Source organism: Streptomyces sp. NPDC002463 (assembly GCF_042889835.1).
GTDB lineage: Bacteria > Actinomycetota > Actinomycetes > Streptomycetales > Streptomycetaceae > Streptomyces > Streptomyces nymphaeiformis.
Genome location: NZ_JBIARL010000008.1, coordinates 150,182 through 174,719, shown reverse-complemented (window position 1 = coordinate 174,719; position 24,538 = coordinate 150,182). Strand labels below are relative to the sequence as shown.

Below are 24,538 nucleotides of genomic sequence, written 5' to 3'. Positions count from 1 at the left end.
CGTTCAACTAACGCTCCTGCTGATGGTTCGGACCGAGGTGGTGGCTACCCGTGGTCGAGTTGCCGGCCTGGCGGCCCTGCTGAATGCCGCGGCGCAGATTGGTGAGCCGGCCGCGGACGTCGTCGGGTGCACGCGAGACCTGGGGGCCGGCCGTGTGGGCCTGCTCCTGTGCGGTCCCGGGTACGAGGTTGGCCTTCGGCACACGGCGCGGAAGACCGGAGGTGGTGACGCCGCCGGCCGCGGGCTTGCGCACCCGCTCCGCCTGGCGCACCAGCTCGTCGTTGGGCGAGGTCCGCCAGGCGGCCCCGTTCTGGCGGCCGCCGTCACCGGCCGGGTCGGCGGCCGGGCGGGGTGCCGGAGCGGACGGCTGCGAGACGACCGGGGTCTGCATCGTCTGCGTCAGGTCCGCCTGGTAGCCCTGCGGCTGCGGCTGCCCCTGCTGCGCCCAGTCGGACCCCAGCGCGTCGTACTGCGGGGTACGGCCGTCACGCGCGCCACCGGCCGGCGGCAGGGCCTCCGGACGGCGCGGCTGCTGGAGCTGCGGCTGCTGCGGCTGCTGCCGTACGGCCGACTCGGCCGGACGCGGGGCACCGAAGTCGTTGCCGCCCCGCTGCCGCGGCGCCGGCGGCTGGGCCTGCTGCTGCGCCTGCGGCACGAAGGGCTGCCGGCCGAACTGCTGCTCCTGGCCGAACTGCTGCTGCTGGCCGCCCTGGTACGCCTGGGGCTGCGGGGCCTGCGGCTGCTGCTGCGGGGCACCGAAGTCCGGGCGCGGGAACTGGCCGGTGGAGCCGGGACCCTGCGGGGCACCGAAGTCGGGGCGCGGGAACTGCGCCGTCGACGCCGGGTCCTGCTGGTAGGCCTGCTGCTGCGGGACCTGCGGCTGCGGCTGCTGCTGCTGCGGGGCACCGAAGTCCGGGCGCGGGAACTGGCCCGTGGAACCGGGGCCCTGCGGCGCGCCGAACAGGCCCGCCGACTCCGGCTCCTCGTGACCGCGCGGGGCGTCCAGCGGGGACATCTCCTGCTGCGGGCGCCGGACCGGCTGCTGCTGCGGGTCGTTGCCCCAGCTCGCGGCCTGCGGACGCTGCTGCTGCGGAGCACCGCCGGGCAGCTCGGCACGCGGGAAGTCGTACCCGGCCTGCTGGTTGCCCTGCGGCTGCTGCGCCTGCTGCTGCGGTGCCTGCGGGGCCGACTGGTTGCCCCACACGTCCGTACGGGACGGGATGGCGCTCGCGGCGCCGCCGATCAGGCCGCCTCCGCCGGGGCCCGGACGCAGCGCGTCGGGCGACTGGGGAGCCTGCGGGATCTGCGGCAGCTGACCGGTCTGCTCCAGGGCCGCGTTCTGCGGCTGCGGGGTGCGGGACTGCGGCGCGCCCTGCGGGCCGCCGGCGAGCGGCGCACCGTCACGGGCGGGCAGCGCGGCCCGGGGACCGCCCGCACCGACCTGACCGCGCGCGGCACCGGCACCGGCGCCGAGACGGCCGGCCGTCGAGGACGGGGCACCGCCCTGGCCGGGACGTCCGCCACCGGGGCCACCGGCCGCGCCGGGACCGCCGGGGAGACGGCCGCCGGGGGCGGAGGCACCCTGCGGCATCTGGCCCTGACCGCCCGCGCCCGGCTTGGGCATGGGCTTCTTGCCGCCCTGGGCGACGTCGACGGGGAGCATGACGAGCGCGGTGGTGCCGCCCGAGTCGGACGGGCGCAGCTGGATCCGGATGCCGTGTCGCAGGGACAGGCGGCCGACCACGAACAGACCCATGCGGCGCGAGACCGAGACGTCCACGGTGGGCGGCGAGGCGAGCCGCTCGTTGATCGCGGCGAGGTCCTCGGGGGAGAGGCCGATGCCGGTGTCGTGGATCTCGACGAGCACGCGGCCGTCGGGCAGGGCGTGACCGGTGACCCGGACCTTGGTCTGCGGGGAGGAGAACGAGGTGGCGTTCTCGAGGAGCTCGGCGAGGAGGTGCACGAGGTCGTTGACGACCCGGCCGGCGACCTCGGTCGCCGGGACCGCGGCCAGTTCGATGCGCTCGTACTGCTCCACCTCGGAGGCGGCGGCACGGAGGACGTCGACCAGCGGGACCGGGCGGGTCCAGCGGCGGCCCGGCTCCTCGCCGGCGAGGACGAGGAGGTTCTCGCCGTTCCGGCGCATACGGGTCGCGAGGTGGTCGAGCTTGAACAGCGAGGACAGCTGGTCCGGGTCGGCCTCGCGGGACTCCAGCTCGGAGATGAGCGAGAGCTGACGCTGGATGAGGCCCTGGGAACGCCGCGAGAGGTTGGTGAACATCGCGTTGACGTTGCCCCGGAGGAGGGCCTGCTCGGCGGCGAGGCGGACCGCCTCGCGGTGCACGTCGTCGAAGGCCGCGGCCACCTGGCCGATCTCGTCCCGGGAGTGCACACCGACGGACTCGACGGAGGTGTCGACGTCCTGCGGGTCGGACTCGGAGAGCTGCTTGACGAGCTCCGGCAGGCGGTCCTGGGCGACCTTGGTCGCGGTGTCCTGGAGTCGCCGCAGCGACCGGATCATGGACCGGGCCACGACGAAGGCGCCGATGAGCGAGACGCCGAGGACGAGGAGGATCAGCGCACCGTTGATGATGGCGTCGCGCTGCGACTCCTGCTTCAGCTCACGGGCCATCGTCTCCATGTCGCCGAGCAGACCCGCCTCGATGCGGTTCATGGCGGAGATCTTGGTGCTGTACTCGTCGGTGAAGTTCAGGTGACCGCGCTTGACGCCGGTGGGCATCGCGTCGTCCGAGTTCAGCACGCGCTCGGCGTACTTGTTCGCGGCGTTGATCGACGGGTCGCCGCTGTTCAGCGACTCGGTCCGCTCGGCGGCGTCACCGCCGGTGGACTCGTAGATCGCCTGGAACGACTTGAGCTCGACGGCCTCACTGTTGAGGGCGGCCTCGCCGTAGAGGCGGTCACCCTGCTGGATCCGTCCGGCGGTCCGGTCGCTCGGCGGGAGCGCGGCGGCGATGATCGCCTGCTGGATGGAGGCGTACTCCTTGGCGGACGAGAACGCGGCGAGCGCGCGGGTCCGCTTGATCATCTCGGGGTTGCTGGTCGCCTGCGCCATGTCCTGGGACAGGCTGAGCAGCGAGCGGATGAGGCGGCTGTACGCCTCGACCGTCACCGAGTGGGACACGCCCTTCTCGTAGGCGGCGCCCCGGATGGAGTGGAGCTCGGTGACCTGCGAGGCGATCTGGCTGACGTTCTGGCGGATGCTGCGCAGCGCCTCGTCGCCCTCGGTGGCCGGGATGTCCTCGGTGGCGTCGAGGAAGGCCTTGTACTCGCGGTCCGTCTTCCGGCGCGGGTTGGCGACCTGGTAGTCGCTGACCGGGCGGCCGTTGGCCAGCGGGCCCGCGGACAGGTCGCGCTCGGCCTGCAGGGCCTGCGCGAGGCCGGTCGCCTCACGGGTCAGCTTGGTGAGCAGCTGCATGTGGTCGAGCTGCTCCATGTCCTGGAGCGAGTCGCTGATGCGGATGCCGCCCAGGGTGGTCGCCGCGACCACGGGGAGGGTGAGGAGCGCGACGAGGCGCGTGGAGATGCGCCAGTTGCGCAGGGCTATTCGGGGCCCGACCTCGTTCTCGGCCCGGACCTTGGGGGGTGCGGCGGCGGACTCGGCGGACGAGGCCGCGGCGCTCGCGCGCCTGCCGCCCTTGTCGCCGCCCTCGCCGGACGGTCCCTGACCCTGGTTCGGGGTGTGCGAGGCCGAGGGACCGCGGTCGGTCCCGGCACGCGGTTCCTGCTCCGCCGGAGCATCCGCTCGGCCCTGGCGGGCCTGGGAGGACCCTGAGCCATCCCTCTTGAAACGTCCCTGCACTAGCGTCGCAACCTCTGGACCAGGCGCCCTTCCGGATGAACGGAGAGGACGGTGTCGGCGTCGATCGGGGTGTGTGGAGCACCCTAGGTGGTCGTCGGTGACCGGCGCAGTTCCCCCTTTCCCGCCACTCGGCCGGCGCTGCGTTGCGCCCCCTGCGCGCCGGCTTGAAACCCGCGGCGGTGCGTGGAATTCCAGCACAGTGCCGGATCTCCAACAAGGGCCGCGTGTCGTGGCGGGAGGGGTATGACAAAGCGTGCACGACGTGTCACCCCATGTAGAAGATGATCGCGGAGGATTCGGACTTTTCAGTCCCAATGGTCGGGCGTCCCCGTGTGTCCCAGTCGCCATGATCAGGAGCGGAATGACTCATTCAGTGGCGGAATGTCCCTTTCCGTGACGACCGGAGACGGTCCGTAATGCCCGGAATGAGACCCGAGTGGTGAGCAAACTCACACGCGGATCGATGTCTCAGCCATGCATTCGAAGGGAAGAGCGTGTTTAGCCTGGCGCTTTACACCGCTTCGCGCCCGTACGGGCGCCCCTCCCGGAACAAGGTCTGATCAGCGCGATGAAGACGACGACGCTCCGCACCACGGCCAACCCCCGCCGTTCCACCCTCGTCCACCTCGCGGACGCCGCAGAGCTCGGCCGGGGTGCCCAGCCGGAGTACGCCGCGGAGCTGCCCGGCAACACGGCCAACCCGCGCCGCACGATCCTGATGCAGGCCCCGGCCCCCTACGAGCCCCAGCCGTACGCCTCCGCGACGCGCTAGTCCCCCCGGGCCCGCCCCCACCCATAGGCACCGGTGATAACGCCGGTCGACCGCCCTCTCGCCGCGTTAGCCTGGAGCGTCAGACTCCAGCCAGCACCAAGTGAGGGGCGACAGCACTCGTGCGCATCGCCAGATTCTCCATCGACGGCAATGTGGCCTTCGGCGCGGTCGAGGGCGAGGGAACCGTCGAGTCCGGCGGCCTCGTCCTCGACATCATCAAGGGCATCCCGTACACCGACTTCGAGCTCAGCGGCACCAAGGTCCCGCTGAGCAAGGTACGGCTCCTGCCGCCCGTGCTCCCCAACAAGGTCGTGGCCATCGGCCGCAACTACGCCGAGCACGCCGCCGAACTCGGCAACGAGGTCCCCGACGTCCCCGTCGCCTTCTTCAAGCCCACCACCTCGGTGATCGGCCCCGGCGACGCCATCGAGTACCCCTCCTTCTCCAACGAGCTGCACCACGAGGCCGAACTGGCCGTGGTCATCGGCCGCATGTGCCGCGAGGTGCCCCGCGAGCGCGTGAAGGACGTCATCTTCGGCTACACCTGCGCCAATGACGTCACCGCCCGCGACGCGCAGCAGCGCGAGAAGCAGTGGGCCCGCGCGAAGGGCTTCGACACCTCCTGCCCGCTGGGCCCCTGGGTGGAGACCGACCTCGACCCGAGCGACCTGACCATCCAGGCCACGGTCAACGGCGAACAACGCCAGCTGGGTCGGACGAGCGACATGATCCGCTCCATCGAGGACCTGGTCGTCCACATCACCGAGGCCATGACGCTGCTCCCCGGCGACGTCATCCTCACCGGCACCCCCGCCGGGGTCGGCCCCCTCAACGTCGGCGACGAGGTCGCCGTCACCATCGAAGGCATCGGCACTCTCACCAACAAGGTGATCAAGCGTGGCTAACGCGAACATCCGCGTCCGTTTCTGTCCCTCCCCGACCGGCAACCCCCACGTGGGCCTGGTCCGCACCGCCCTCTTCAACTGGGCCTTCGCCCGGCACAACCAGGGCACCATGGTCTTCCGCATCGAGGACACCGACGCTGCGCGCGACTCCGAGGAGTCGTACAACCAGCTCCTCGACTCGCTGAAGTGGCTCGGCCTCGACTGGGACGAGGGCCCCGAGGTCGGCGGCCCGCACGAGCCGTACCGCCAGTCGCAGCGGATGGACATCTACAAGGACGTCGCCGGCAAGCTGCTCGCCGGCGGGTACGCGTACCCCTGCTACTGCACCACCGAGGAGCTCGACGAGCGCCGCGAGGCCGCCCGCGCCGCCGGCCGCCCCTCCGGCTACGACGGCCACTGCCGCGACCTCACCGACGAGCAGAAGGCCGCGTACGAGGCCGAGGGCCGCGCGTCGATCGTCCGCTTCCGGATGCCCGACGAGCCGATCACCTTCACCGACCTGGTCCGCGGCGAGCTCACCTTCACCCCGGAGAACGTGCCGGACTACGGCATCCTCCGGGCCAACGGCGCCCCGCTCTACACCCTCGTCAACCCGGTCGACGACGCCCTCATGGAGATCACCCACGTCCTGCGCGGCGAGGACCTGCTCTCCTCCACCCCGCGCCAGGTCGCGCTCTACAAGGCGCTGATCGAGCTCGGCATCGCCAAGGAGATCCCCTCCTTCGGCCACCTGCCGTACGTGATGGGCGAGGGCAACAAGAAGCTCTCCAAGCGCGACCCGCAGGCCTCCCTCAACCTCTACCGGGAGCGCGGCTTCCTCCCCGAGGGCCTGCTCAACTACCTGTCGCTCCTCGGCTGGTCCTTCTCGGCCGACCAGGACCTCTTCACCATCCCCGAGATGGTGGCGAAGTTCGACATCGCCGACGTCAACGCCAACCCGGCGCGCTTCGACCTCAAGAAGGCCGAGTCGATCAACGCCGACCACATCCGGATGCTCAAGGTCGAGGACTTCGCCGCGGCCTGCGAGCCCTGGCTGCAGGCCCCGCACGCCCCCTGGGCGCCCGAGGACTTCGACAAGGCCGCCTGGGAGGCCATCGCGCCGCACGCCCAGACCCGCCTGACCGTCCTCTCGGACATCACGGCCAACGTGGACTTCCTGTTCCTGCCCGAGCCGGTCTTCGACCAGCCCTCGTGGGACAAGGCCATGAAGGGCGAGCCCGCGGCCCTGCTCACCACCGCCCGCGAGAAGCTCGACGCGGCCGACTGGAGCGACCCGGAGTCCCTGAAGAACGCCGTCCTGGCCGCCGGCGAGGCCCACGGCCTCAAGCTCGGCAAGGCGCAGGCCCCGGTCCGCGTCGCCGTCACCGGCCGCACGGTCGGCCTGCCGCTCTTCGAGTCCCTGGAGATCCTGGGCAAGGAGAAGACCCTGGCCCGCATCGACGCGACCCTGGCGAAGCTCGCCGGCTGATCCGCGCCGTACGCACCGGTACCCCCGTCCCGCGCCCGGGACGGGGGTACCGTCGTCTCCATGACCATCCGCGCGGTGCTCTGGGACATCGACGACACGATCTTCGACTACGCGAGCGCCGACCGGACCGGGATGCGGGCGCATCTCGCGGCCGAGGGGCTGCTCGAGGCCTGGGGCTCCGTCGAGGAGGCCCTGGGGCGCTGGAAGGAGCTCACGGAGCTGCACTGGCGCCGGTACGAGGCCGAGGGCGGGGACTTCCGGGAGCAGCGGCGCGAGCGCGTGCGGGACTTCCTCGGCCGGCCGGGGCTCACCGCCGCCGAGGCCGACGACTGGTTCGACCGGTACGTGGTCCATTACGAGGCCGCCTGGGAGCTCTTCCCCGACACCGTGCCCGTCCTCGACCTGCTCGCCCGTGACTACCGTCACGGCGTGCTGTCCAACTCCAGCATCCACAACCAGGACCACAAGCTCCGCGCGCTGGGCGTACGGGACCGCTTCGAGGCCGTGGTGTGCGCCGCCGAGCTCGGGGTGGCCAAGCCGGCCCCGGAGGCGTTCCACGCCGCCTGTGCCGCCCTGGGCCTGCGTCCCGACCAGGTGGCGTACGTCGGGGACCAGCCGGACATCGACGCCCGCGGCGCCGTGGGGGCGGGCCTGCGGGGCATCTGGCTGGACCGCGCGGGGACCGGCGGGAGGCCCGAGCTGACCCGGATCACCGACCTCCGACAGCTGCCCGCGCTGCTGCGTGCGGATACGCGTTTTGGAGCACCGTCCACCTTCGGGTAATGTTCTTTCTGCGCCGAGGGGAACGGGCCGAAAGGCCGGAAAGCCCCGGAAGCGCAAGCCGAACAAGATCGCTTCTCGAAGTGATCGAGTCCCGGTGGCCTATGGTGTAATTGGCAGCACGACTGATTCTGGTTCAGTTAGTCTTGGTTCGAGTCCAGGTAGGCCAGCTCGCAGAGCTCATCTGCAACCGTGGATTGGCATCCACAAAGCCCCCGTTGTGTAGCGGCCTAGCACGCCGCCCTCTCAAGGCGGTAGCGCCGGTTCGAATCCGGTCGGGGGTACAGATCCTTCCCGCGGGATCACCTGGGTAGCTCCCGGTGAACCCGATGCAGGATCGCTAGGGCCCCCGTTGTGTAGCGGCCTAGCACGCCGCCCTCTCAAGGCGGTAGCGCCGGTTCGAATCCGGTCGGGGGTACGAGTTGGTCTAAACCACTTTGGTCTATGGTGTAATTGGCAGCACGACTGATTCTGGTTCAGTTAGTCTAGGTTCGAGTCCTGGTAGACCAGCTTGGATCTGCGGCGGTGTACATTAAACGCCTGCAAGATCCGCGCCCCCGTTGTGTAGCGGCCTAGCACGCCGCCCTCTCAAGGCGGTAGCGCCGGTTCGAATCCGGTCGGGGGTACAAGACGAGGAAGCCCTTCCCTTCGGGGGAGGGCTTCTTCGCTGTTCCCGGTCCCGCGCACACAACTCCGGCCCACCGCTGCGGCGTTGGAGCGGTGGGCCGGGAACGTACAGGTGAACAGGGAGGCGTCAGCCGTTGCGGCGGAGCGCCTCGGAGAGACGGGCGGCGGCGTCGATGACCGCCTGGGCGTGCATGCGGCCGGGGTGGCGCGTCAGACGCTCGATGGGACCCGAGACCGACACGGCGGCCACGACGCGGTTCGAGGGGCCGCGTACGGGCGCGGAGACGGACGCGACGCCCGGCTCCCGCTCGCCGATCGACTGGGCCCAGCCGCGGCGCCGTACGCCCGACAGGGCCGTCGCCGTGAAGCGGGCGCCCTGGAGGCCGCGGTGCAGCCGCTCGGGCTCCTCCCAGGCCATCAGGATCTGCGCGGACGAGCCGGCCTTCATGGTCAGCGTCGAGCCGACCGGGACCGTGTCCCGCAGGCCCGAGAGCCGCTCGGCCGCCGCCACGCAGATGCGCATGTCGCCCTGGCGCCGGTAGAGCTGGGCGCTCTCGCCGGTGACATCGCGCAGATGCGTCAGAACCGGGCCCGCGGTCGCGAGCAGGCGGTCCTCGCCGGCCGCGGCGGCGAGCTCCGCCAGGCGCGGTCCGAGGATGAACCGGCCCTGCATGTCACGCGCCACCATCCGGTGGTGTTCCAGTGCCACGGCCAGTCGATGGGCCGTGGGTCGTGCGAGTCCCGTCGCCGCGACCAGTCCTGCGAGGGTGGCCGGACCGGACTCCAGGGCGCTCAGGACAAGGGCTGCCTTGTCGAGAACGCCTACGCCGCTAGAGTTGTCCATGCAACGATATTCGCGTCTCACTCTGTGAAACGCAAGTTCAATTTTTCTCGGAACCTGTGACCCTGGTGATGCGGCCGCACAACGGCCCGCGGAACGGGTCTCTAGTTGTGCCGGCGCAGCCGCCGGCCGGAGGGAAAGCGATGGGTAGGACACTCGCGGAGAAGGTCTGGGACGACCACGTCGTCCGGCGCGCCGAGGGCGAGCCCGACCTCCTCTTCATCGATCTGCACCTGCTGCACGAGGTGACCAGCCCCCAGGCCTTCGACGGCCTCCGGCAGAACGGCCGGCAGGTGCGGCGCCTCGACCTCACCATCGCCACCGAGGACCACAACACCCCGACCCTCGACATCGACAAGCCGATCGCGGACCCGGTCTCCCGCGCGCAGCTGGAGACCCTCCGCAAGAACTGTGCCGAGTTCGGCGTCCGGCTGCACCCGCTGGGCGACGTCGAGCAGGGCGTCGTCCACGTCGTGGGACCGCAGCTGGGCCTGACCCAGCCGGGCACCACGGTGGTCTGCGGCGACTCGCACACCTCCACGCACGGCGCCTTCGGCGCGCTGGCGTTCGGCATCGGCACCAGCCAGGTCGAGCACGTGCTCGCCACCCAGACGCTGCCGCTGGCCCGCCCGAAGACCATGGCGATCACCGTCGACGGCGAGCTGCCCGAGGACGTCACCGCCAAGGACCTGATCCTGGCGATCATCGCGAAGATCGGCACCGGCGGCGGCCAGGGCTACATCCTGGAGTACCGCGGCTCCGCCATCGAGAAGCTCTCGATGGAGGCCCGGATGACCATCTGCAACATGTCGATCGAGGCCGGCGCCCGCGCGGGCATGATCGCCCCCGACGCGACCACCTTCGACTACCTGAAGGGCCGCGCCCACGCCCCCGAGGGCGAGGACTGGGACGCCGCCGTCGCGTACTGGAAGACCCTGAAGTCCGACGAGGACGCGGTCTTCGACGCCGAGGTCGTCATCGACGCCGCCTCCCTGGCGCCGTTCGTCACCTGGGGCACCAACCCCGGCCAGGGCGCGCCGCTTTCGGCGAACGTCCCCGACCCGGCTTCGTACGAAGACGCTTCGGAGCGCCTCGCCGCCGAAAAGGCCCTGGAGTACATGGGGTTGACCGCCGGGCAGCCGCTGCGGGACATCAAGGTCGACACCGTCTTCGTAGGCTCCTGCACCAACGGCCGCATCGAGGACCTGCGGAACGCGGCCTCCCTGCTGGAGGGCCGCAAGGTCGCCGACGGCGTCCGCATGCTGGTCGTCCCCGGTTCGGTCCGGGTCGCCCTGCAGGCCGTCGAGGAGGGCCTGGACAAGGTCTTCAAGGAGGCCGGCGCCGAATGGCGGCACGCGGGCTGCTCGATGTGCCTGGGCATGAACCCCGACCAACTGGCTCCGGGTGAGCGCTCCGCGTCCACCTCCAACCGCAACTTCGAGGGCCGGCAGGGCAAGGGCGGCCGGACGCACCTGGTCTCCCCCCAGGTCGCCGCCGCCACCGCCGTCCTCGGCCACCTGGCCTCCCCGGCCGATCTGTCCGACGTCGCCACCACCGCGGGGGTCTGAGGAACCATGGAAGCTTTCACCACGCACACCGGCCGGGCCGTCCCGCTGCGCCGCAGCAACGTCGACACCGACCAGATCATCCCGGCGCACTGGCTCAAGAAGGTCACCCGCGACGGCTTCGAGGACGGTCTCTTCGAGGCCTGGCGCAAGGACTCCGAGTTCGTCCTCAACCGCCCCGAGCGGCAGGGCGCCACGGTCCTGGTCGCCGGCCCCGACTTCGGCACCGGCTCCTCCCGCGAGCACGCCGTCTGGGCGCTCCAGAACTACGGCTTCCAGGCGGTCATCTCCTCCCGGTTCGCCGACATCTTCCGCGGCAACTCGCTGAAGAACGGCCTGCTGACCGTCGTCCTCCCGCAGGAGACGGTGGACGCTCTCTGGGAGCTGACCGAGGCCGACCCGACCGCCGAGATCACCGTCGACCTGGAGGCCCGCAAGGTCCTGGCCGAAGGGATCGACGCCGACTTCGAGCTCGACGAGAACGCCCGCTGGCGTCTGCTGAACGGGCTCGACGACATCAGCCTCACCCTTCAGAACGAAGCCGACATCGCGGCCTACGAGGCGGCTCGACCGGCCTTCAAGCCCCGTACAATTACGGTCTGAGCAGCGCTTTTCCACGACTGCGCCCCCCACCGCCCGGTGGGGGGCGCAGTCGCTTGTTGAGACCCTGTCGGGCGACAACTCGCCCTAGATGGCACAATCGGTGCATGGAACGCGACAGCCAACTCGAGCTCTACGAGGCAGTCGCCGCCCGATTGAAGGAAGCGCACACAAGGGTGCGCTCACTGCAAGTCCCGGAGGGCGTAAGGATGGCGCTGTCCCGGAAGCTGCTGGTCGTCACGGCCGCGGCGAAGCACGATCTCAAGGACGCGGCAACGCGTCTCGACCGGTTGATGAAGGACCTCGATGAGGGCCGATTCCCAGAGGACGACTGACACCAGGAACTCCGCAACGGCACTTCCGCGTTGCGGCACTAGGGTGATTAGACCGTTTCGTGTTTGATTTGCGGTATATACATGCCTAACGTGCGAAAAAGCTTGAACACTTTCGTTCTGGCAATGTCTCCGAAGGGGAAGACGTGAACAAGGCGCAGCTCGTAGAAGCGATTGCCGACAAGATGGGCGGTCGTCAGCAGGCCGCCGATGCCGTCGACCACGTGCTCGACGCCATCGTGCGTGCCGTGGTGTCCGGCGACCGGGTCTCGGTCACGGGTTTCGGCTCGTTCGAGAAGGTCGACCGTCCGGCCCGCTACGCCCGCAACCCGCAGACGGGTGAGCGCGTCCGGGTCAAGAAGACCTCCGTCCCGCGCTTCCGTGCAGGTCAGGGCTTCAAGGACCTGGTCAGCGGCTCGAAGAAGCTCCCCAAGGGCGGCGAGGTCTCCGTCAAGAAGGCCCCCAAGGGCAGCCTCACCGGTGGCGCCTCCGCGACCGTGAAGAAGGCCGCCGCGAAGAAGGCCACCACCGCCAAGAAGGCCGCCGCGAAGAAGGCGATGCCCGCGAAGAAGGCCACGACGGCCGCGGCGAAGAAGACCACCGCCGCCGCGAAGAAGGCCACCACGGCCGCCGCGAAGAAGGCGACGCCCGCGAAGAAGGCCACGACGGCCGCGGCGAAGAAGACCACCGCCGCCGCGAAGAAGGCCACGACGGCCGCCGCCGCCAAGAAGACGGTCGCCAAGAAGACCGCTCCGGCCAAGAAGGCCACGGCGAAGAAGGCGCCCGCCAAGAAGACGACGGCGCGCAAGACCACCGCCGCCAAGAAGACCGCCGCCAAGAAGTAGGACGCGCGGTACCGACCCGCCGGGCCGGGCTCCCCCTGGGGAGCCCGGCCCGCGGCGCGTCCTCCGGCCTGCTCAGAACGTCTGCAGCGTCACCAGCGTGATCCGCAGCCCCGCGCCCGAGGTGCCGGGTTCGGCCTCGATCCGCACCCGCTGCCCCGGCCGCAGCAGTCGCAGCCCGCCCGCCTCGAAGGCCTCCGCCCCGAACTCCACGGGGGTGCCGTCGTCGAGCAGCACACTGCCGCTGCGGGTCTCGGGGTCGTACGTGAACGCGGTCGCCTGCATGGACCGCAGCCTATCCGGCCGCCGTCAGCCACCGTGCGGCCGTCCGCGGACCGAGCCCCAGGGCCAGGGCCGCCGCCAGATCCTCCCCGGTGTCCACGTCCCGGCGTACGGAATCCACCCCGGCGAGCCCGATTTCCACCGCCCCCGAAGACAAATGTCGCAGCCTCGACGCGCCCCCGAATGCCGGTTCCAATTCCACCCCCGGAGCCGCCGAGAGGAATGTCGTACCTATTTCGGCGGCATCCGCGAGAAAAGCCCTCGGAAAATTGCCGGCCGCGTCCAGGACCCGCGCCAGCTCCTCGGGCCGCAGCGCCGGAAGGTCCGCGTTGAGCGCCGCCACGCGCGCGTGCGGCCGCCCGGCCCGCACGGCACGGGCCCCGTGCGCGAGCGCCGCGTTGAGCCCCGCCGCGGGGGAGTCCGGCACGATCCGCGCGCCGAGCGCCGCGAGCGCCGCGCCGGCCACCGGATCGTCCGTGACGACCGCCACATCGCGCACGCGCGCGCAGTTCAGCACCGCGCCCACGGTGTCCTCGGCGAACGCCAGCGCGAGCCGGGGCCGCAGCCGCGCGCCCGCCGCCGCGGCGAGCCTGCTCTTCGCCAGGGCGAGGGGCTTCAGGGGGACGACCAGGGACCAGCCGTCGTCGGCGCCGGTGCGCACCGGGGGCAGCGTCTTCATCGAAGTCATTCTGTCCCGCCCACGCGGTACGCCCCAGGCCTCGGGGCGTACGGTGTCACTCGACAGAGCAGGAGCATGGGGCGACACTTGACCCCCTGCCAGCCAGTCCCGGAGAAAGGTGTCCGAGTGCCCCGCCGCAGAATCGGCTTCTGGTACCGCCTCGCGGCGGTCATCGCCAAACCCCCCCTGGTGGTTCTGTTCAAGCGGGACTGGCGCGGCATGGAGCACATTCCGGCCGACGGCGGTTTCATCACCGCGGTCAACCACAACTCCTACCTGGACCCGCTGTCGTACGCGCACTACCAGTACAACACCGGTCGCGTCCCGCGCTTCCTCGCCAAGGCGGGCCTCTTCAAGGGCGGCTTCGTCGCCACCATGCTCCGGAACACCGGGCAGATCCCCGTCTACCGCGAGACGACCAACGCGCTCGACGCCTTCCGCGCCGCCGTCGAGGCCATCGAGCGCGGCGAGTGCGTCGCCTTCTACCCGGAGGGCACCCTCACCCGCGACCCCGAGATGTGGCCCATGGCCGGCAAGACCGGTGCCGCCCGCGTCGCGCTGCTCACCAAGGTCCCCGTCATCCCGGTGGCCCAGTGGGGCGCGAACCTCGCGATGCCGCCGTACGCGAAGGAGAACAAGCTCCGCCTGTTCCCCCGCAAGACGCTGATCGTGCAGGCGGGACCGCCCGTCGACCTCTCCCGCTTCGACGGCCTGGAGCCGACGCCGGAGGTCCTGCGCGAGGCCACCGAGGTCATCATGGCCGCCATCACCGCCCTCCTGGAGGAGGTCCGCGGCGAGAAGGCCCCCGCCGAGCTGTACGACCACCGCAAGGCCCGCCTGGAGCAGCGGCGCAAGGCCGCCGGGGAGGGCACCAAGTGACCAAGGCCGCCGTCTTCGGCAACGGATCCTGGGGCACCGCCTTCGCGATGGTGCTCGCCGACGCGGGCTGCGAGGTGAGCCTCTGGGGCCGCCGCGCCGAGCTCGCCGAGGAGATCAACACCACCCGGACCAACCCCGACTACCTGCCGGGCGTCGAACTCCCGAAGGGGATCACGGCCACCGCGGACGCCGCCGAGGCCGCCGCGGACGCCGACTTCACCGTCCTCGTCGTCCCCTCCCAGACCCTGCGCGGCAACCTCGCCGCCTGGAAGCCGCTCCTCGCCCCCGACACCGTCCTCGTCTCCCTCATGAAGGGCGTCGAACTCGGCACCGCCAAGCGGATGAGCGAGGTCATCACCGAGGTCGCCGACGTGCCCGCCGACCGCGTCGCCGTCCTCACCGGCCCCAACCTGGCCAAGGAGATCGCCGCCCGGCAGCCCGCCGCCGCCGTCGTCGCCTGCTCCGACGAGACGGTCGCCCAGCGGCTCCAGACCGCCTGCATGACCCCGTACTTCCGCCCGTACACCAACACCGACGTGGTGGGCTGCGAGCTCGGCGGCGCCGTCAAGAACGTCATCGGCCTCGCCGTCGGCATCGCCAACGGCATGGGCCTCGGCGACAACTCCAAGGCCACGCTCATCACCCGCGGCCTCGCCGAGACCACCCGCCTCGGCCTCGCCATGGGCGCCGACCCGCTGACCTTCTCCGGCCTCGCGGGCCTCGGCGACCTCGTCGCCACCTGCTCCTCGCCGCTCTCCCGGAACAACACCTTCGGCACCAACCTCGGCCGCGGGATGACCCTCCAGGAGACCATCGCGGCCACCAAGCAGACCGCCGAGGGCGTCAAGTCCTGCGAGTCCGTGCTCGATCTGGGCCGCCGCCACGGCGTCGACATGCCCATCACCGAGACCGTCGTCTCGATCGTCCACGACGGCAAGCCGCCCGTCGTCGCGCTCAAGGAACTGATGTCGCGCTCGGCCAAGCCCGAGCGCCGCTGAGCCGTACGCGCGCGGCGACAGCGGGGCGCTCAGCAGTTCGGGAGTCGCAAGGTACGCTCATCGCGATATGAGCGAGAACACCCAGAGCCCCCGCAAGCCGCGCGTGGCCGTCGTCTTCGGCGGCCGCAGCTCCGAGCACGCCATCTCCGTCGTCACGGCGGGCGCCGTCCTGAGCGCCATCGACCGGGACAAGTACGACGTGCTGCCCATCGGCATCACGACGGACGGGCGCTGGGCGCTCACCGCCGACGCCCCCGAGCGGATGGCGATCGCCGACCGGAAGCTGCCCAACGTCGCCGAACTGGCCGAGTCCGAGCAGGGCGGCGTCGTCCTCCCCGTCGACCCGTCCAGCCGCGAGGTCGTCCTCACCGAGCCGGGGCAGGTCCCCACGGCCCTCGGCGAGGTCGACGTGGTCTTCCCGATGCTCCACGGCCCCTACGGCGAGGACGGCACCCTCCAGGGCCTCCTGGAGCTCTCCGGCGTCCCCTACGTCGGCGCGGGCGTCCTCGCCTCCGCCGTCGGCCAGGACAAGGAGTACATGAAGCGGGTCTTCACCTCCTTCGGCCTCCCGGTCGGCCCGTACGAGGTCATCCGGCCGCGCGAGTGGGAGCAGAACCCCGCCGCCGCCCGCAAGAAGATCGTCGAGTTCGCCGCCGACCACGGCTGGCCGCTCTTCGTGAAGCCGGCCCGCGGCGGCTCCTCCATGGGCATCACCAAGGTCGACGACCTCTCCGGCCTGGACGAGGCCATCGAGGAGGCCCGCCGCCACGACCCCAAGATCCTCGTCGAGTCGCTGCTGCGCGGCCGCGAGATCGAGTGCGGCGTCCTGGAGTTCGAGGACGGCCCGCGCGCCAGCGTCCCGGCCGAGATCCCGCCGGTCACGAACCACGACTTCTACGACTTCGAGGCCAAGTACATCGACTCGGCCTCCGGCATCGTGCCCGCCCCCATCGGGGACGAGGCCACCGCCGAGGTCCAGCGCCTCGCCGTCCTCGCCTACGAGGCCGTGTCCTGCGAGGGCCTGGTCCGCGCCGACTTCTTCCTCACCGAGGACGGCGACTTCGTCATCAACGAGATCAACACCATGCCGGGCTTCACGCCCATCTCCATGTACCCGCGCATGTGGCAGGAGAGCGGCGTCAGCTACCCCGAGCTCGTCGACCGGCTCATCCAGGCCGCGCTGACCCGCTCCACGGGCCTGCGCTGACCAAGAAGCACGGCCCCGTGCCGCCGCGCCTCTCAGAGGCTCGGCGGCACCGCCTTGCGCACCGGGGCGGCGAGATCCGCGAGCGGCGTGGCGTCGTGCGCGTACCGCTCGTCGAGCGTCACCTCGACGTACGCCTTCCGATACGTCGAGGTGAAGCGCGGCCCGCTGCCCTCGGGGCGCTCCAGCATCCAGTTGACGCCGTTCGCCTCGACGGCCTGCGCCTTCGGGTCGCTCATCTTTTCGGGCCGGGGGACCCCGCAGCGCAGTACGATCGCACCGTCACCCCACCCGGCGGTCAACTCGGAGCCGGGCTCCGGGTCACTCCGCGCCAGACCCGCCACGGTGTCGGGAAGCTCCTTCGCCAGCGCCTGGCAGAAGGCGGCCTCCTCCGCCGGCGGGTTCGGGACCACGACGGACGCCGTGGCGTCCGGCGAGGAGCACCCGGCGGCGGCCGACAGCAGGACGGCGGCCGCGACGGCGGCGGGCAGGCCGAAGGGCCGGTGGGAAGACGTCACCGGCCAAGCGTAGACGGGGGCTACAGATGAACGACCGGGCAGGTGAGGGTGCGCGTGATGCCGTCCACTTGCTGGACCTTGGCGACCACCATGCGGCCCAGCTCGTCGACGGTGTCCGCCTGCGCGCGCACGATCACGTCGTACGGGCCTGTGACGTCTTCGGCCTGGATGACCCCCGGGATCTTGGAGATGGTGTCGGCGACGGTCGACGCCTTGCCCACCTCGGTCTGGATGAGGATGTACGCCTGAACCACGGAACCTCCAGGGCGACCACGAGGATCTTGTGGGAGAAAGGGACGCCACGGTACCGCGTCGCCGCGGGCCACGGGGAGACCCGCGCGTCCGGAGGCGCTCGGGGTGTGGCGTACGCAGGACAGAAGTTGACGGTCTACTTGACGGTACCCAGCACGGTGACGGCCCGCGACCCGCGGCGCGCCCAGACGCGCCCCCGCCCGCTCGCCGGCACGAAGACACGAGGTGAGACGCGGTGAAGGGCACAGTCGGAGAGCTGGGCGAGTTCGGGCTCATCAGGGAGCTCACGTCCCGGCTCACCTCCACCCCGGCGGTACGGATCGGGCCCGGCGACGACGCCGCGGTCGTCTCCGCGCCCGACCGGCGCGTGGTGGCCAGCACGGACATCCTGCTCGAAGGACGTCACTTCCGCCGCGACTGGTCGACGGCGTACGACGTCGGCCGCAAGGCCGCCGCACAGAACCTCGCCGACATCGCGGCCATGGGCGCGGTGCCCACCGCGCTCCTCCTCGGCCTCGTCGTCCCCGCCGAACTCCCTGTGACATGGCCCACGGAATTGATGGACGGACTGCGCGACGAATGTCAGGTCGCGGGCGCGGCGGTGGTCGGCGGAGACGTCGTACGCGGCGACACGATCATGGTCTCCATCACCGCACTCGGCGACCTCCGCAACCACGACCCGGTCACCCGGGGGGGAGCCCAGCCCGGCGACGTCGTCGCCTACACCGGCTGGCTCGGCTGGTCCGCCGCCGGATACGCGGTCCTCTCCCGCGGCTTCCGCTCCCCGCGCGCCTTCGTCGAGGCCCACCGCAGGCCCGAGCCGCCGTACCACGCGGGCCCGGCCGCCGCGGGGCTCGGCGCCACCGCCATGTGCGACGTCAGCGACGGCCTCATCGCCGACCTCGGGCACATCGCCGAGGCCAGCAAGGTCCGCATCGACCTGCGCTCGGGCCTCATCGACATCCCCACCCAGATGAACGACATCGGCCAGGCCGTCGGCGTCGACCCCATGCAGTGGGTGCTCACCGGGGGAGAGGACCACGCCATCGTGGCCACCTTCCCGCCGGACGTGAAGCTCCCCGCCCGCTGGAAGGTCATCGGCGAGGTCCTCCACCCCTCGGCGCTGCCGCAGGTCACCGTGGACGGCGCGCCCTGGCACAGCGTGGGCGGCTGGGACCACTTCGGAGAGACGGAGTGAATCCGCCCCTCGTGCTGACCGTCGCCGGATCCGACTCCGGCGGCGGCGCCGGCATCCAGGCCGACCTGAAGACGATGCTCGCGCTCGGCGTCCACGGCATGAGCGTCGTCACCGCCGTCACCGCCCAGAACTCGCGGGGCGTCCAGGGCGTCTGGGAGCTTCCCGCGGAGGCCGTGCGGGCCCAGTTCCGGGCCGTCGTCGACGACATCGGCGTCCAGGCGGTGAAGACCGGCATGCTCGCCTCGGCCCCGCTCGTGGAGACCGTCGCCGAGCTCCTCGCCTCTGTGGAGGCCCCCGTGGTCGTCGACCCGGTCGGGGTCTCCAAGCACGGCGACCCGCTCCTGGCCGAGGCCGCGCTCGACTCGGTCCGTACGAAGCTGCTGCCAGCCGCGACCGTCGCCACGCCCAACCTGGACGAGGTGACGCAGCTCACGGGCCTGGTGGTCGAGGACGAGGCCGGAATGCGAAGGGCGGCCGAGGCGATCCTCGCGTACGGGCCGCGCTGGGCACTGATCAAGGGCGGCCACCTCCCCGGAGACTTCGCCGAGGTCGTGGACCTGCTCACCGACGGCACCGAGGAGCACTGGCTGTACGCCCCCAGGTACGACAACCGGCACACCCACGGGACGGGCTGCACGCTCGCCTCGGCGGTCGCGTCGGGACTCGCCGGGGGACTGGCCGTGCCGGAGGCGGTGCGGGAGGCGAAGGCGTATGTGACCGGGGCGATCGCGGCCGGATTCGCGCTGGGGTCGGGCATCGGCCCGGTGGACCACGGCTGGCGGACGCGCTGAGGGAGCCCACCGGCTTCCGGATACGTTTCCGGGCATGGCAAAAGGCCGGTTCACCGAGGTGAACCGGCCTTTCAAGGCAACCGCAGGGGCTGCGCTACGACAGAACGTCGCGATTAGCGCGAGACCTTGCCGGCCTTGATGCACGAGGTGCAGACGTTGAGCCGCTTCGGCGTCCGACCGACCACGGCACGCACGCGCTGGATGTTCGGGTTCCAGCGACGGGACGTACGGCGGTGCGAGTGCGAAATGTTGTTGCCGAAGCCCGGCCCCTTGCCGCAGACGTCGCAGTTGGCAGCCACGGGTCACTCCAAAGACTTCAGAATTACAGTGAAATCCGGCGCACCGGAATCAGGAGTCTGAAGTGGCTTGCCGGGGAACGGCCCGGTTTGAACCGGGCAACCGAAGCAGCATACAACGCCTGCTTCCGTGGAACGAAACTACCATGGTCTCCGCGGACCTCGCCCCGGGCCCCGGTCACGAGCGGGCCACCCCCGGTCTACCCTGCGGTGAGCTCACCGCCGAAGGAGGACCCCCCGTTGTCGCGAGCCCTTCAGCCCGACGAGGAGCTCGTCGAGCTCGACGCCGCAGCGGTCCGCACCTGGTGCGCGCGGGCCCTCGACGCCCTCGGACGGGAGCGCGAGGAGATCGACGCGATCAACGTCTACCCGGTCGCGGACGGGGACACCGGCACCAACCTCTACCTGACGGCCGAGGCCGCCCACCAGGCCGTCGAGGCCGTCTTCACCGTCTCCGCGCCCGACACCGCCGAGACCGTACGGGCCATGGCGCACGGCGCCCTGCTCGGCGCCCGGGGCAACTCCGGCACGATCCTCGCCCAGCTCCTGCGCGGCATGGCCGCGGTCCTCGCCGAAGGACGTGACGGTGATCACCTCGCCCGCGCCCTCGCCGAGGCCTCCACCGCCGCCCGGCAGGCCGTCGCCCACCCCGTGGAGGGCACCGTCCTCACCGTGGCCGCCGCGGCCGCGGACGGCTGTGCGGGCGGCGGCGCCCTCGTGGAGGTGGCCGCACGGGCCCACGAGGGGGCCAGGACCGCCCTGGAGGCGACCCCGCGCCAACTGGACGTACTCGGCCGGGCCGGGGTCGTGGACGCCGGCGGACGCGGCCTGCTCGCCGTCCTCGGCGCGCTCGTGGAGACCGTGAGCGGCCGGGCGCCGGAGCCCGCGGAGACCGCGCCGAGCGGGGTACGGCTCCTCGGGGACGTACGGGCCGTGCCGGCCGCCGCCCCGCCCTGCGACGGCGAGGCCGGACCCGCCTACGAGGTGATCTACCTCCTGGAGGCCGAGGACGCCGCCGTGGAGCTGCTGCGGGCCCGGCTCGACGCCCTCGGCGACTCCCTGGTCGTCGTCGGCGGCGACGGACTGTGGAACGTCCACGTCCACGTCGACGACGCGGGCGCCGCCGTCGAGGCCGGAGTCGAGGCCGGCCGGCCCCACCGCATCCGCATCACCCACTTCGCGGCCGACGCCGCGGCCGTGACCGTACGCGGGGAACGCGCCCAGCGCGCGGTCGTCGCCGTCGTCCCCGGCGAGGGCCTCGCCGGACTCTGCGCCGAGGCCGGCGCGACCACCGTCCGCAGCAGGCCCGGCGAACCGCCCGCCGGCGACGAACTCCTGGAGGCCATCCGGCGGGCGCACGCGCGCGAGGTCGTCCTCCTGCCCAACGACACCGAACTGCGCCAGACGGCGACCGTCGCCGCCGAACGAGCCAGGGCCGAGGGCATCCGCGTCGCCCTCATCCCGACCCGGGCCGCCGTCCAGGGCATCGCCGCCCTCGCCGTCCACGAACCCGACCGGCGCTTCGACGAGGACGTCGTCGCCATGACGGCCGCCGCCGGAGCCACCCGCTACGCCGAACTCGCCGTCGCCGAACGCCGGTCCTTCACCTCCGCCGGCGTCTGCCAGGCCGGCGACGTCCTCGGCCTCATCGAGGGCGACGTCGCCGTCATCGGCAAGGACCTCACCGAGACCGCCCGCACCGTCCTGGACCGCATGCTCTCGGCCGGCGGCGAACTCGTCACCCTCGTCGTCGCCGACGACACCCCGCCCGGCCTCGCCCCCGACCTGGAGCTGCACGTCCGGCGCGGCTACCTGGCCGTCGACACCACCACGTACCACGCGGGCGCGGGGGCCCCGCCGCTGCTCATCGGGGTGGAATAGGGCACGGACCCGGCGGTCGTCCACAGGCTTCGGCCCGACTGTCGGTCCCGTGGTCTTCAATGGAAGGCGTGCCCGCGCTCGACGAACCACTCAAGAAGTCCCTCGGCCCCGCCACCGCCAAGGTCATGGCCGAGGCGCTCGACCTGCACACGGTCGGGGACCTCCTCCACCACTACCCCCGCCGGTACGCCGAGCGGGGGGAGCTGACCACCCTCTCCGACCTGCCGCTCGACGAGCACGTCACGGTGGTCGCGCAGGTCGCCGACGCGCGCGTGCTGACCTTCAACGGACCCAAGGGGCGCGGCCAGCGCCTCGAAGTGACCATCACCGACGGCAGCGGCCGGGTGCAGCTGGTCTTCTTCGGCAAGGGCGTGCACAAACCGCACAAGGACCTGCTGCCCGGCACCCGCGCGATGTTCGCCGGCAAGGTCTCGCTCTTCAACCGGCGCCTCCAGCTCGCCCACCCCGCGTACGAACTCCTCCGCGGCGACAGCGAGGAGGCTGTCGACACCTGGGCCGGTGCCCTCATCCCGATCTACCCGGCCGCCGCCAAGCTGGAGTCCTGGAAGATCGCCAAGGCCGTCGACGCCGTCCTGCCCGGCGCCGGCGACGCCGTCGACCCGCTGCCGCCCGCCCTGCGCGAGGGCCGCGGCCTCACCGACCTCCCCGACGCCCTGCGGAAGATCCACCGCCCCCGCACCAAGGCGGACATCGCCGACGCACGCGAGCGGCTCAAGTGGGACGAGGCCTTCGTCCTCCAGGTCGCCCTCGCCCGCCGCCGGCACGCCGACACCCAACTGCCCGCCGTCGCCCGGCGACCGGCCCCCGACGGCATCCTGGACGCCTTCGACGCCAAGCTGCCCTTCACCCTCACCGACGGCCAGACGAAGGTCTCGAAGGAGATCTTCGACGACCTCGGCACCGAGCACCCCATGCACCGCCTCCTCCAGGGCGAGGTCGGCAGCGGCAAGACGATGGTCGCGCTGCGCGCCATGCTCGCCGTCGTCGACTCCGGCGGGCAGGCCGCGATGCTCGCCCCCACCGAGGTCCTCGCCCAGCAGCACCACCGCTCCGTCACCGAGATGATGGGCGAGCTCGCCGAGGGAGGGATGCTCGGCGGCGCCGACCGCGCCACCAAGGTCGTGCTCCTCACCGGCTCCATGGGCGCCGCCGCCCGCCGCCAGGCCCTGCTCGACCTGGTCACCGGCGAGGCCGGCATCGTCATCGGCACGCACGCGCTGATCGAGGACAAGGTCCAGTTCCACGACCTCGGCCTGGTCGTCGTCGACGAGCAGCACCGCTTCGGCGTCGAGCAGCGCGACGCGCTCAGGGGCAAAGCGCACTCCCAGGGGGAAAGGCGGACCCCGCACCTCCTCGTCATGACGGCGACGCCCATCCCGCGCACGGTCGCCATGACCGTCTTCGGCGACCTGGAGACCTCCGTCCTCGACCAGCTGCCCGCCGGCCGCTCGCCGATCGCCAGCCACGTCGTCCCCGCCGCCGACAAGCCGCACTTCCTCACGCGCGCGTGGGAGCGGGTCCGCGAGGAGGTCGCCAACGGGCACCAGGCGTACGTCGTCTGCCCGCGCATCGGCGACGAGGAGGACCAGAAGAAGAAGTCCAAGGCGTCCCCCGAGGACGAGGCCGAGAAGCGCCCGCCGCTCGCCGTCCTCGACGTCGCCGAGAAGCTCCGCACCGGCCCCCTCGCCGGCCTGCGCATCGCCGTCCTGCACGGCCGCATGCACCCGGACGACAAGGACGACGTCATGCGCCGCTTCGCCGCCGGCGAGCTCGACGTCCTCGTCGCCACCACCGTCATCGAGGTCGGCGTCAACGTGCCCAACGCCACCGCGATGGTGATCATGGACGCCGACCGTTTCGGCGTCTCCCAGCTCCACCAGCTCCGCGGCCGCGTCGGCCGCGGCTCCGCCCCCGGCCTCTGCCTCCTCGTCAGCGAGATGCCCGAGGCGAGCCCCGCCCGCCAGCGGCTCAACGCCGTCGCCACCACCCTCGACGGCTTCGAACTCTCCCGCATCGACCTCGAACAGCGCCGCGAGGGCGACGTCCTCGGCCAGGCCCAGTCCGGCGTCCGCTCCTCCCTGCGAATGCTCACCGTCATCGACGACGAGGAGGTCATCGCCGCCGCCCGCGAGGAGGCCACCGCCCTCGTCCTCGCCGACCCCGACCTCACCGCCCACCCGGGCCTGCGCGCCGCGCTCGACGCCCTGCTCAGCGAGGAGCGGGAGGAGTACCTGGAGAAGGGCTGAGCACCCGGCCGCGCGCGGGCCGAGTGCCGGGACGGAGGCCGAGCGCCCCGCCGCGCGTCGGGGCGCGTACCGGGACACGGGCTGCGCGCCCGAACGCGGCCATATCCTGGGACGTACGCATTCGACGACGCAGGACGAGGACACCGATGACCCGCGTGATCGCCGGCAGCGCCGGCGGACGGCGCCTGGCCGTGCCCCCCGGCAACGGCACCCGCCCCACCTCCGACCGGGCACGGGAAGGCCTTTTCTCCACCTGGGAGTCGTTCCAGGGCCTCGCCGGGGCCCGGGTCGCCGACCTGTACGCGGGCTCCGGCGCCGTCGGCCTGGAGGCGCTCTCCCGGGGCGCCGCCCACGCCCTCCTCGTCGAGGCCGACCCCCGCGCGGCGAAGACGATCCGGGACAACGTCCGCTCGATCGGCCTGCCCGGAGCCGAACTCCGCACCGGCAGGGCCGAGCAGATCGTGACGGGACCGGCCCCGGCCGACTCGTACGACCTGGTCTTCCTCGACCCGCCCTACGCCGTCTCCGACTACGATCTCCGCGAGATTCTCCTCACACTGCGCTCGGGGGGCTGGCTGAGCGAGGATGCCCTCGTCACGGTGGAGCGCAGCACCCGAGGCGGGGAATTCGGCTGGCCCGAGGGCTTCGAACCCCTGCGGTCCCGTCGCTACGGCGAGGGAACGTTTTGGTACGGTCGCGCCGCCTCTACGTGCGAAGACGCACGATGACCGGACCGGAGAG

General features: G+C 71.7%; 23 protein-coding genes and 5 tRNA genes. 21 read left to right on the top strand and 7 right to left on the bottom strand.

What is annotated here, in order from left to right:
- Window positions 1–7 precede the first annotated feature (7 nt).
- Window positions 8–3,820, bottom strand: coding sequence for a nitrate- and nitrite sensing domain-containing protein (locus tag ACFYX3_RS18280; protein WP_389014242.1), 3,813 nt, complete (start codon window positions 3,818–3,820; stop codon window positions 8–10).
- Between the two features lie 568 nt (window positions 3,821–4,388).
- Here ACFYX3_RS18280 and ACFYX3_RS18275 point away from each other — a divergent pair.
- The 9 genes from ACFYX3_RS18275 to ACFYX3_RS18235 all read left to right on the top strand — a co-directional run bounded on the left by ACFYX3_RS18275 (window position 4,389) and on the right by ACFYX3_RS18235 (window position 8,371).
- Complete coding sequence (locus ACFYX3_RS18275) at window positions 4,389–4,592, top strand: hypothetical protein (protein WP_352027758.1); 204 nt, start codon at window positions 4,389–4,391, stop codon at window positions 4,590–4,592.
- Window positions 4,593–4,711: 119 nt separating this feature from the next.
- Entirely contained in the window at window positions 4,712–5,497 is a 786-nt protein-coding gene (locus ACFYX3_RS18270; protein WP_041131422.1) for a fumarylacetoacetate hydrolase family protein, read from the top strand.
- Window positions 5,490–6,965, top strand: a complete 1,476-nt coding sequence (gene gltX, locus ACFYX3_RS18265) for a glutamate--tRNA ligase (protein ID WP_389014237.1) — start codon at window positions 5,490–5,492, stop codon at window positions 6,963–6,965. The genes ACFYX3_RS18270 and gltX overlap by 8 nt, the downstream gene beginning before the upstream one ends.
- A 60-nt stretch (window positions 6,966–7,025) precedes the next feature.
- A complete protein-coding gene (locus ACFYX3_RS18260; RefSeq protein WP_389014234.1) occupies window positions 7,026–7,748 on the top strand; it encodes an HAD family hydrolase in 723 nt (240 codons plus the stop codon).
- Between the two features lie 95 nt (window positions 7,749–7,843).
- A tRNA-Gln gene (locus ACFYX3_RS18255) sits at window positions 7,844–7,915 on the top strand.
- A 41-nt stretch (window positions 7,916–7,956) separates the two neighbouring features.
- Window positions 7,957–8,029, top strand: a tRNA-Glu gene (locus tag ACFYX3_RS18250).
- A 61-nt stretch (window positions 8,030–8,090) separates the two neighbouring features.
- Window positions 8,091–8,163: transfer RNA gene (locus ACFYX3_RS18245), tRNA-Glu, on the top strand.
- Between the two features lie 20 nt (window positions 8,164–8,183).
- A tRNA-Gln gene (locus ACFYX3_RS18240) sits at window positions 8,184–8,255 on the top strand.
- Window positions 8,256–8,298: 43 nt separating this feature from the next.
- A tRNA-Glu gene (locus tag ACFYX3_RS18235) sits at window positions 8,299–8,371 on the top strand.
- A gap of 128 nt (window positions 8,372–8,499) precedes the next feature.
- Here the strand turns inward: ACFYX3_RS18235 and ndgR are convergent.
- On the bottom strand, window positions 8,500–9,216 hold the full coding sequence (ndgR, locus tag ACFYX3_RS18230) for an IclR family transcriptional regulator NdgR (RefSeq protein ID WP_005311436.1): 717 nt from the start codon (window positions 9,214–9,216) through the stop codon (window positions 8,500–8,502).
- A gap of 140 nt (window positions 9,217–9,356) precedes the next feature.
- Between ndgR and leuC the strand changes: the two genes are divergently transcribed.
- From leuC to ACFYX3_RS18210, 4 genes are all read left to right on the top strand, one after another.
- The gene (gene leuC, locus ACFYX3_RS18225) at window positions 9,357–10,781 is read left to right on the top strand and encodes a 3-isopropylmalate dehydratase large subunit (protein ID WP_382661703.1); all 1,425 of its coding nucleotides are present in this window, start codon (window positions 9,357–9,359) and stop codon (window positions 10,779–10,781) included.
- Window positions 10,782–10,787: 6 nt separating this feature from the next.
- Window positions 10,788–11,381: a 3-isopropylmalate dehydratase small subunit gene (gene leuD, locus ACFYX3_RS18220; RefSeq protein ID WP_352027762.1), complete on the top strand. Its 594-nt coding sequence runs from the start codon at window positions 10,788–10,790 to the stop codon at window positions 11,379–11,381.
- A gap of 104 nt (window positions 11,382–11,485) precedes the next feature.
- Window positions 11,486–11,713 (top strand): hypothetical protein, encoded by a 228-nt coding sequence (locus ACFYX3_RS18215; protein WP_015036430.1) that lies wholly within the window; start codon window positions 11,486–11,488, stop codon window positions 11,711–11,713.
- Window positions 11,714–11,856: 143 nt separating this feature from the next.
- Window positions 11,857–12,555, top strand: a complete 699-nt coding sequence (locus tag ACFYX3_RS18210) for an HU family DNA-binding protein (RefSeq protein WP_376593847.1) — start codon at window positions 11,857–11,859, stop codon at window positions 12,553–12,555.
- A gap of 72 nt (window positions 12,556–12,627) precedes the next feature.
- Here the strand turns inward: ACFYX3_RS18210 and ACFYX3_RS18205 are convergent, their stop codons facing one another.
- The gene (locus tag ACFYX3_RS18205) at window positions 12,628–12,837 is read right to left on the bottom strand and encodes a hypothetical protein (RefSeq protein ID WP_030551092.1); all 210 of its coding nucleotides are present in this window, start codon (window positions 12,835–12,837) and stop codon (window positions 12,628–12,630) included.
- A gap of 10 nt (window positions 12,838–12,847) precedes the next feature.
- Window positions 12,848–13,513: a 2-phospho-L-lactate guanylyltransferase gene (gene cofC / locus ACFYX3_RS18200; RefSeq protein WP_389014228.1), complete on the bottom strand. Its 666-nt coding sequence runs from the start codon at window positions 13,511–13,513 to the stop codon at window positions 12,848–12,850.
- Between the two features lie 126 nt (window positions 13,514–13,639).
- Between cofC and ACFYX3_RS18195 the strand changes: the two genes are divergently transcribed.
- The 3 genes from ACFYX3_RS18195 (at window position 13,640) to ACFYX3_RS18185 (ending at window position 16,597) form a co-directional block, all read left to right on the top strand.
- A complete protein-coding gene (locus ACFYX3_RS18195) occupies window positions 13,640–14,392 on the top strand; it encodes a lysophospholipid acyltransferase family protein (RefSeq protein WP_385658299.1) in 753 nt (250 codons plus the stop codon).
- Window positions 14,389–15,390, top strand: coding sequence for an NAD(P)H-dependent glycerol-3-phosphate dehydrogenase (locus ACFYX3_RS18190; RefSeq protein WP_376593853.1), 1,002 nt, complete (start codon window positions 14,389–14,391; stop codon window positions 15,388–15,390). The genes ACFYX3_RS18195 and ACFYX3_RS18190 overlap by 4 nt, the downstream gene beginning before the upstream one ends.
- 67 nt (window positions 15,391–15,457) lie before the next feature.
- The gene (locus tag ACFYX3_RS18185) at window positions 15,458–16,597 is read left to right on the top strand and encodes a D-alanine--D-alanine ligase family protein (protein ID WP_116158651.1); all 1,140 of its coding nucleotides are present in this window, start codon (window positions 15,458–15,460) and stop codon (window positions 16,595–16,597) included.
- A gap of 32 nt (window positions 16,598–16,629) precedes the next feature.
- Here the strand turns inward: ACFYX3_RS18185 and ACFYX3_RS18180 are convergent, their stop codons facing one another.
- Both ACFYX3_RS18180 and ACFYX3_RS18175 read right to left on the bottom strand, forming a co-directional pair.
- Window positions 16,630–17,112, bottom strand: a complete 483-nt coding sequence (locus tag ACFYX3_RS18180; RefSeq protein WP_389014223.1) for a DUF3515 domain-containing protein — start codon at window positions 17,110–17,112, stop codon at window positions 16,630–16,632.
- 20 nt (window positions 17,113–17,132) lie between these two features.
- Entirely contained in the window at window positions 17,133–17,366 is a 234-nt protein-coding gene (locus ACFYX3_RS18175) for an Lrp/AsnC family transcriptional regulator (protein ID WP_017947604.1), read from the bottom strand.
- 233 nt (window positions 17,367–17,599) lie between these two features.
- On the opposite strand from ACFYX3_RS18175, the gene ACFYX3_RS18170 reads away from it, so the two are divergent.
- Entirely contained in the window at window positions 17,600–18,562 is a 963-nt protein-coding gene (locus ACFYX3_RS18170; RefSeq protein WP_116158650.1) for a thiamine-phosphate kinase, read from the top strand.
- Window positions 18,559–19,353 (top strand): bifunctional hydroxymethylpyrimidine kinase/phosphomethylpyrimidine kinase, encoded by a 795-nt coding sequence (gene thiD / locus ACFYX3_RS18165; RefSeq protein ID WP_389014218.1) that lies wholly within the window; start codon window positions 18,559–18,561, stop codon window positions 19,351–19,353. The genes ACFYX3_RS18170 and thiD overlap by 4 nt, the downstream gene beginning before the upstream one ends.
- Window positions 19,354–19,466: 113 nt before the next feature.
- Here the strand turns inward: thiD and rpmB are convergent, their stop codons facing one another.
- Window positions 19,467–19,652 (bottom strand): 50S ribosomal protein L28, encoded by a 186-nt coding sequence (gene rpmB / locus ACFYX3_RS18160; RefSeq protein ID WP_003957616.1) that lies wholly within the window; start codon window positions 19,650–19,652, stop codon window positions 19,467–19,469.
- A 237-nt stretch (window positions 19,653–19,889) separates the two neighbouring features.
- On the opposite strand from rpmB, the gene ACFYX3_RS18155 reads away from it, so the two are divergent.
- The 3 genes from ACFYX3_RS18155 to rsmD all read left to right on the top strand — a co-directional run bounded on the left by ACFYX3_RS18155 (window position 19,890) and on the right by rsmD (window position 24,525).
- Complete coding sequence (locus ACFYX3_RS18155; protein WP_389014215.1) at window positions 19,890–21,530, top strand: DAK2 domain-containing protein; 1,641 nt, start codon at window positions 19,890–19,892, stop codon at window positions 21,528–21,530.
- A 59-nt stretch (window positions 21,531–21,589) separates the two neighbouring features.
- Window positions 21,590–23,797 (top strand): ATP-dependent DNA helicase RecG, encoded by a 2,208-nt coding sequence (recG, locus tag ACFYX3_RS18150; protein WP_389014212.1) that lies wholly within the window; start codon window positions 21,590–21,592, stop codon window positions 23,795–23,797.
- Between the two features lie 146 nt (window positions 23,798–23,943).
- Window positions 23,944–24,525 carry a 16S rRNA (guanine(966)-N(2))-methyltransferase RsmD gene (gene rsmD, locus ACFYX3_RS18145; protein ID WP_389014209.1) on the top strand — a complete coding sequence of 194 codons (582 nt, stop codon included), beginning with the start codon at window positions 23,944–23,946 and terminating at the stop codon, window positions 24,523–24,525.
- The last annotated feature ends 13 nt before the right edge of the window (window positions 24,526–24,538 follow it).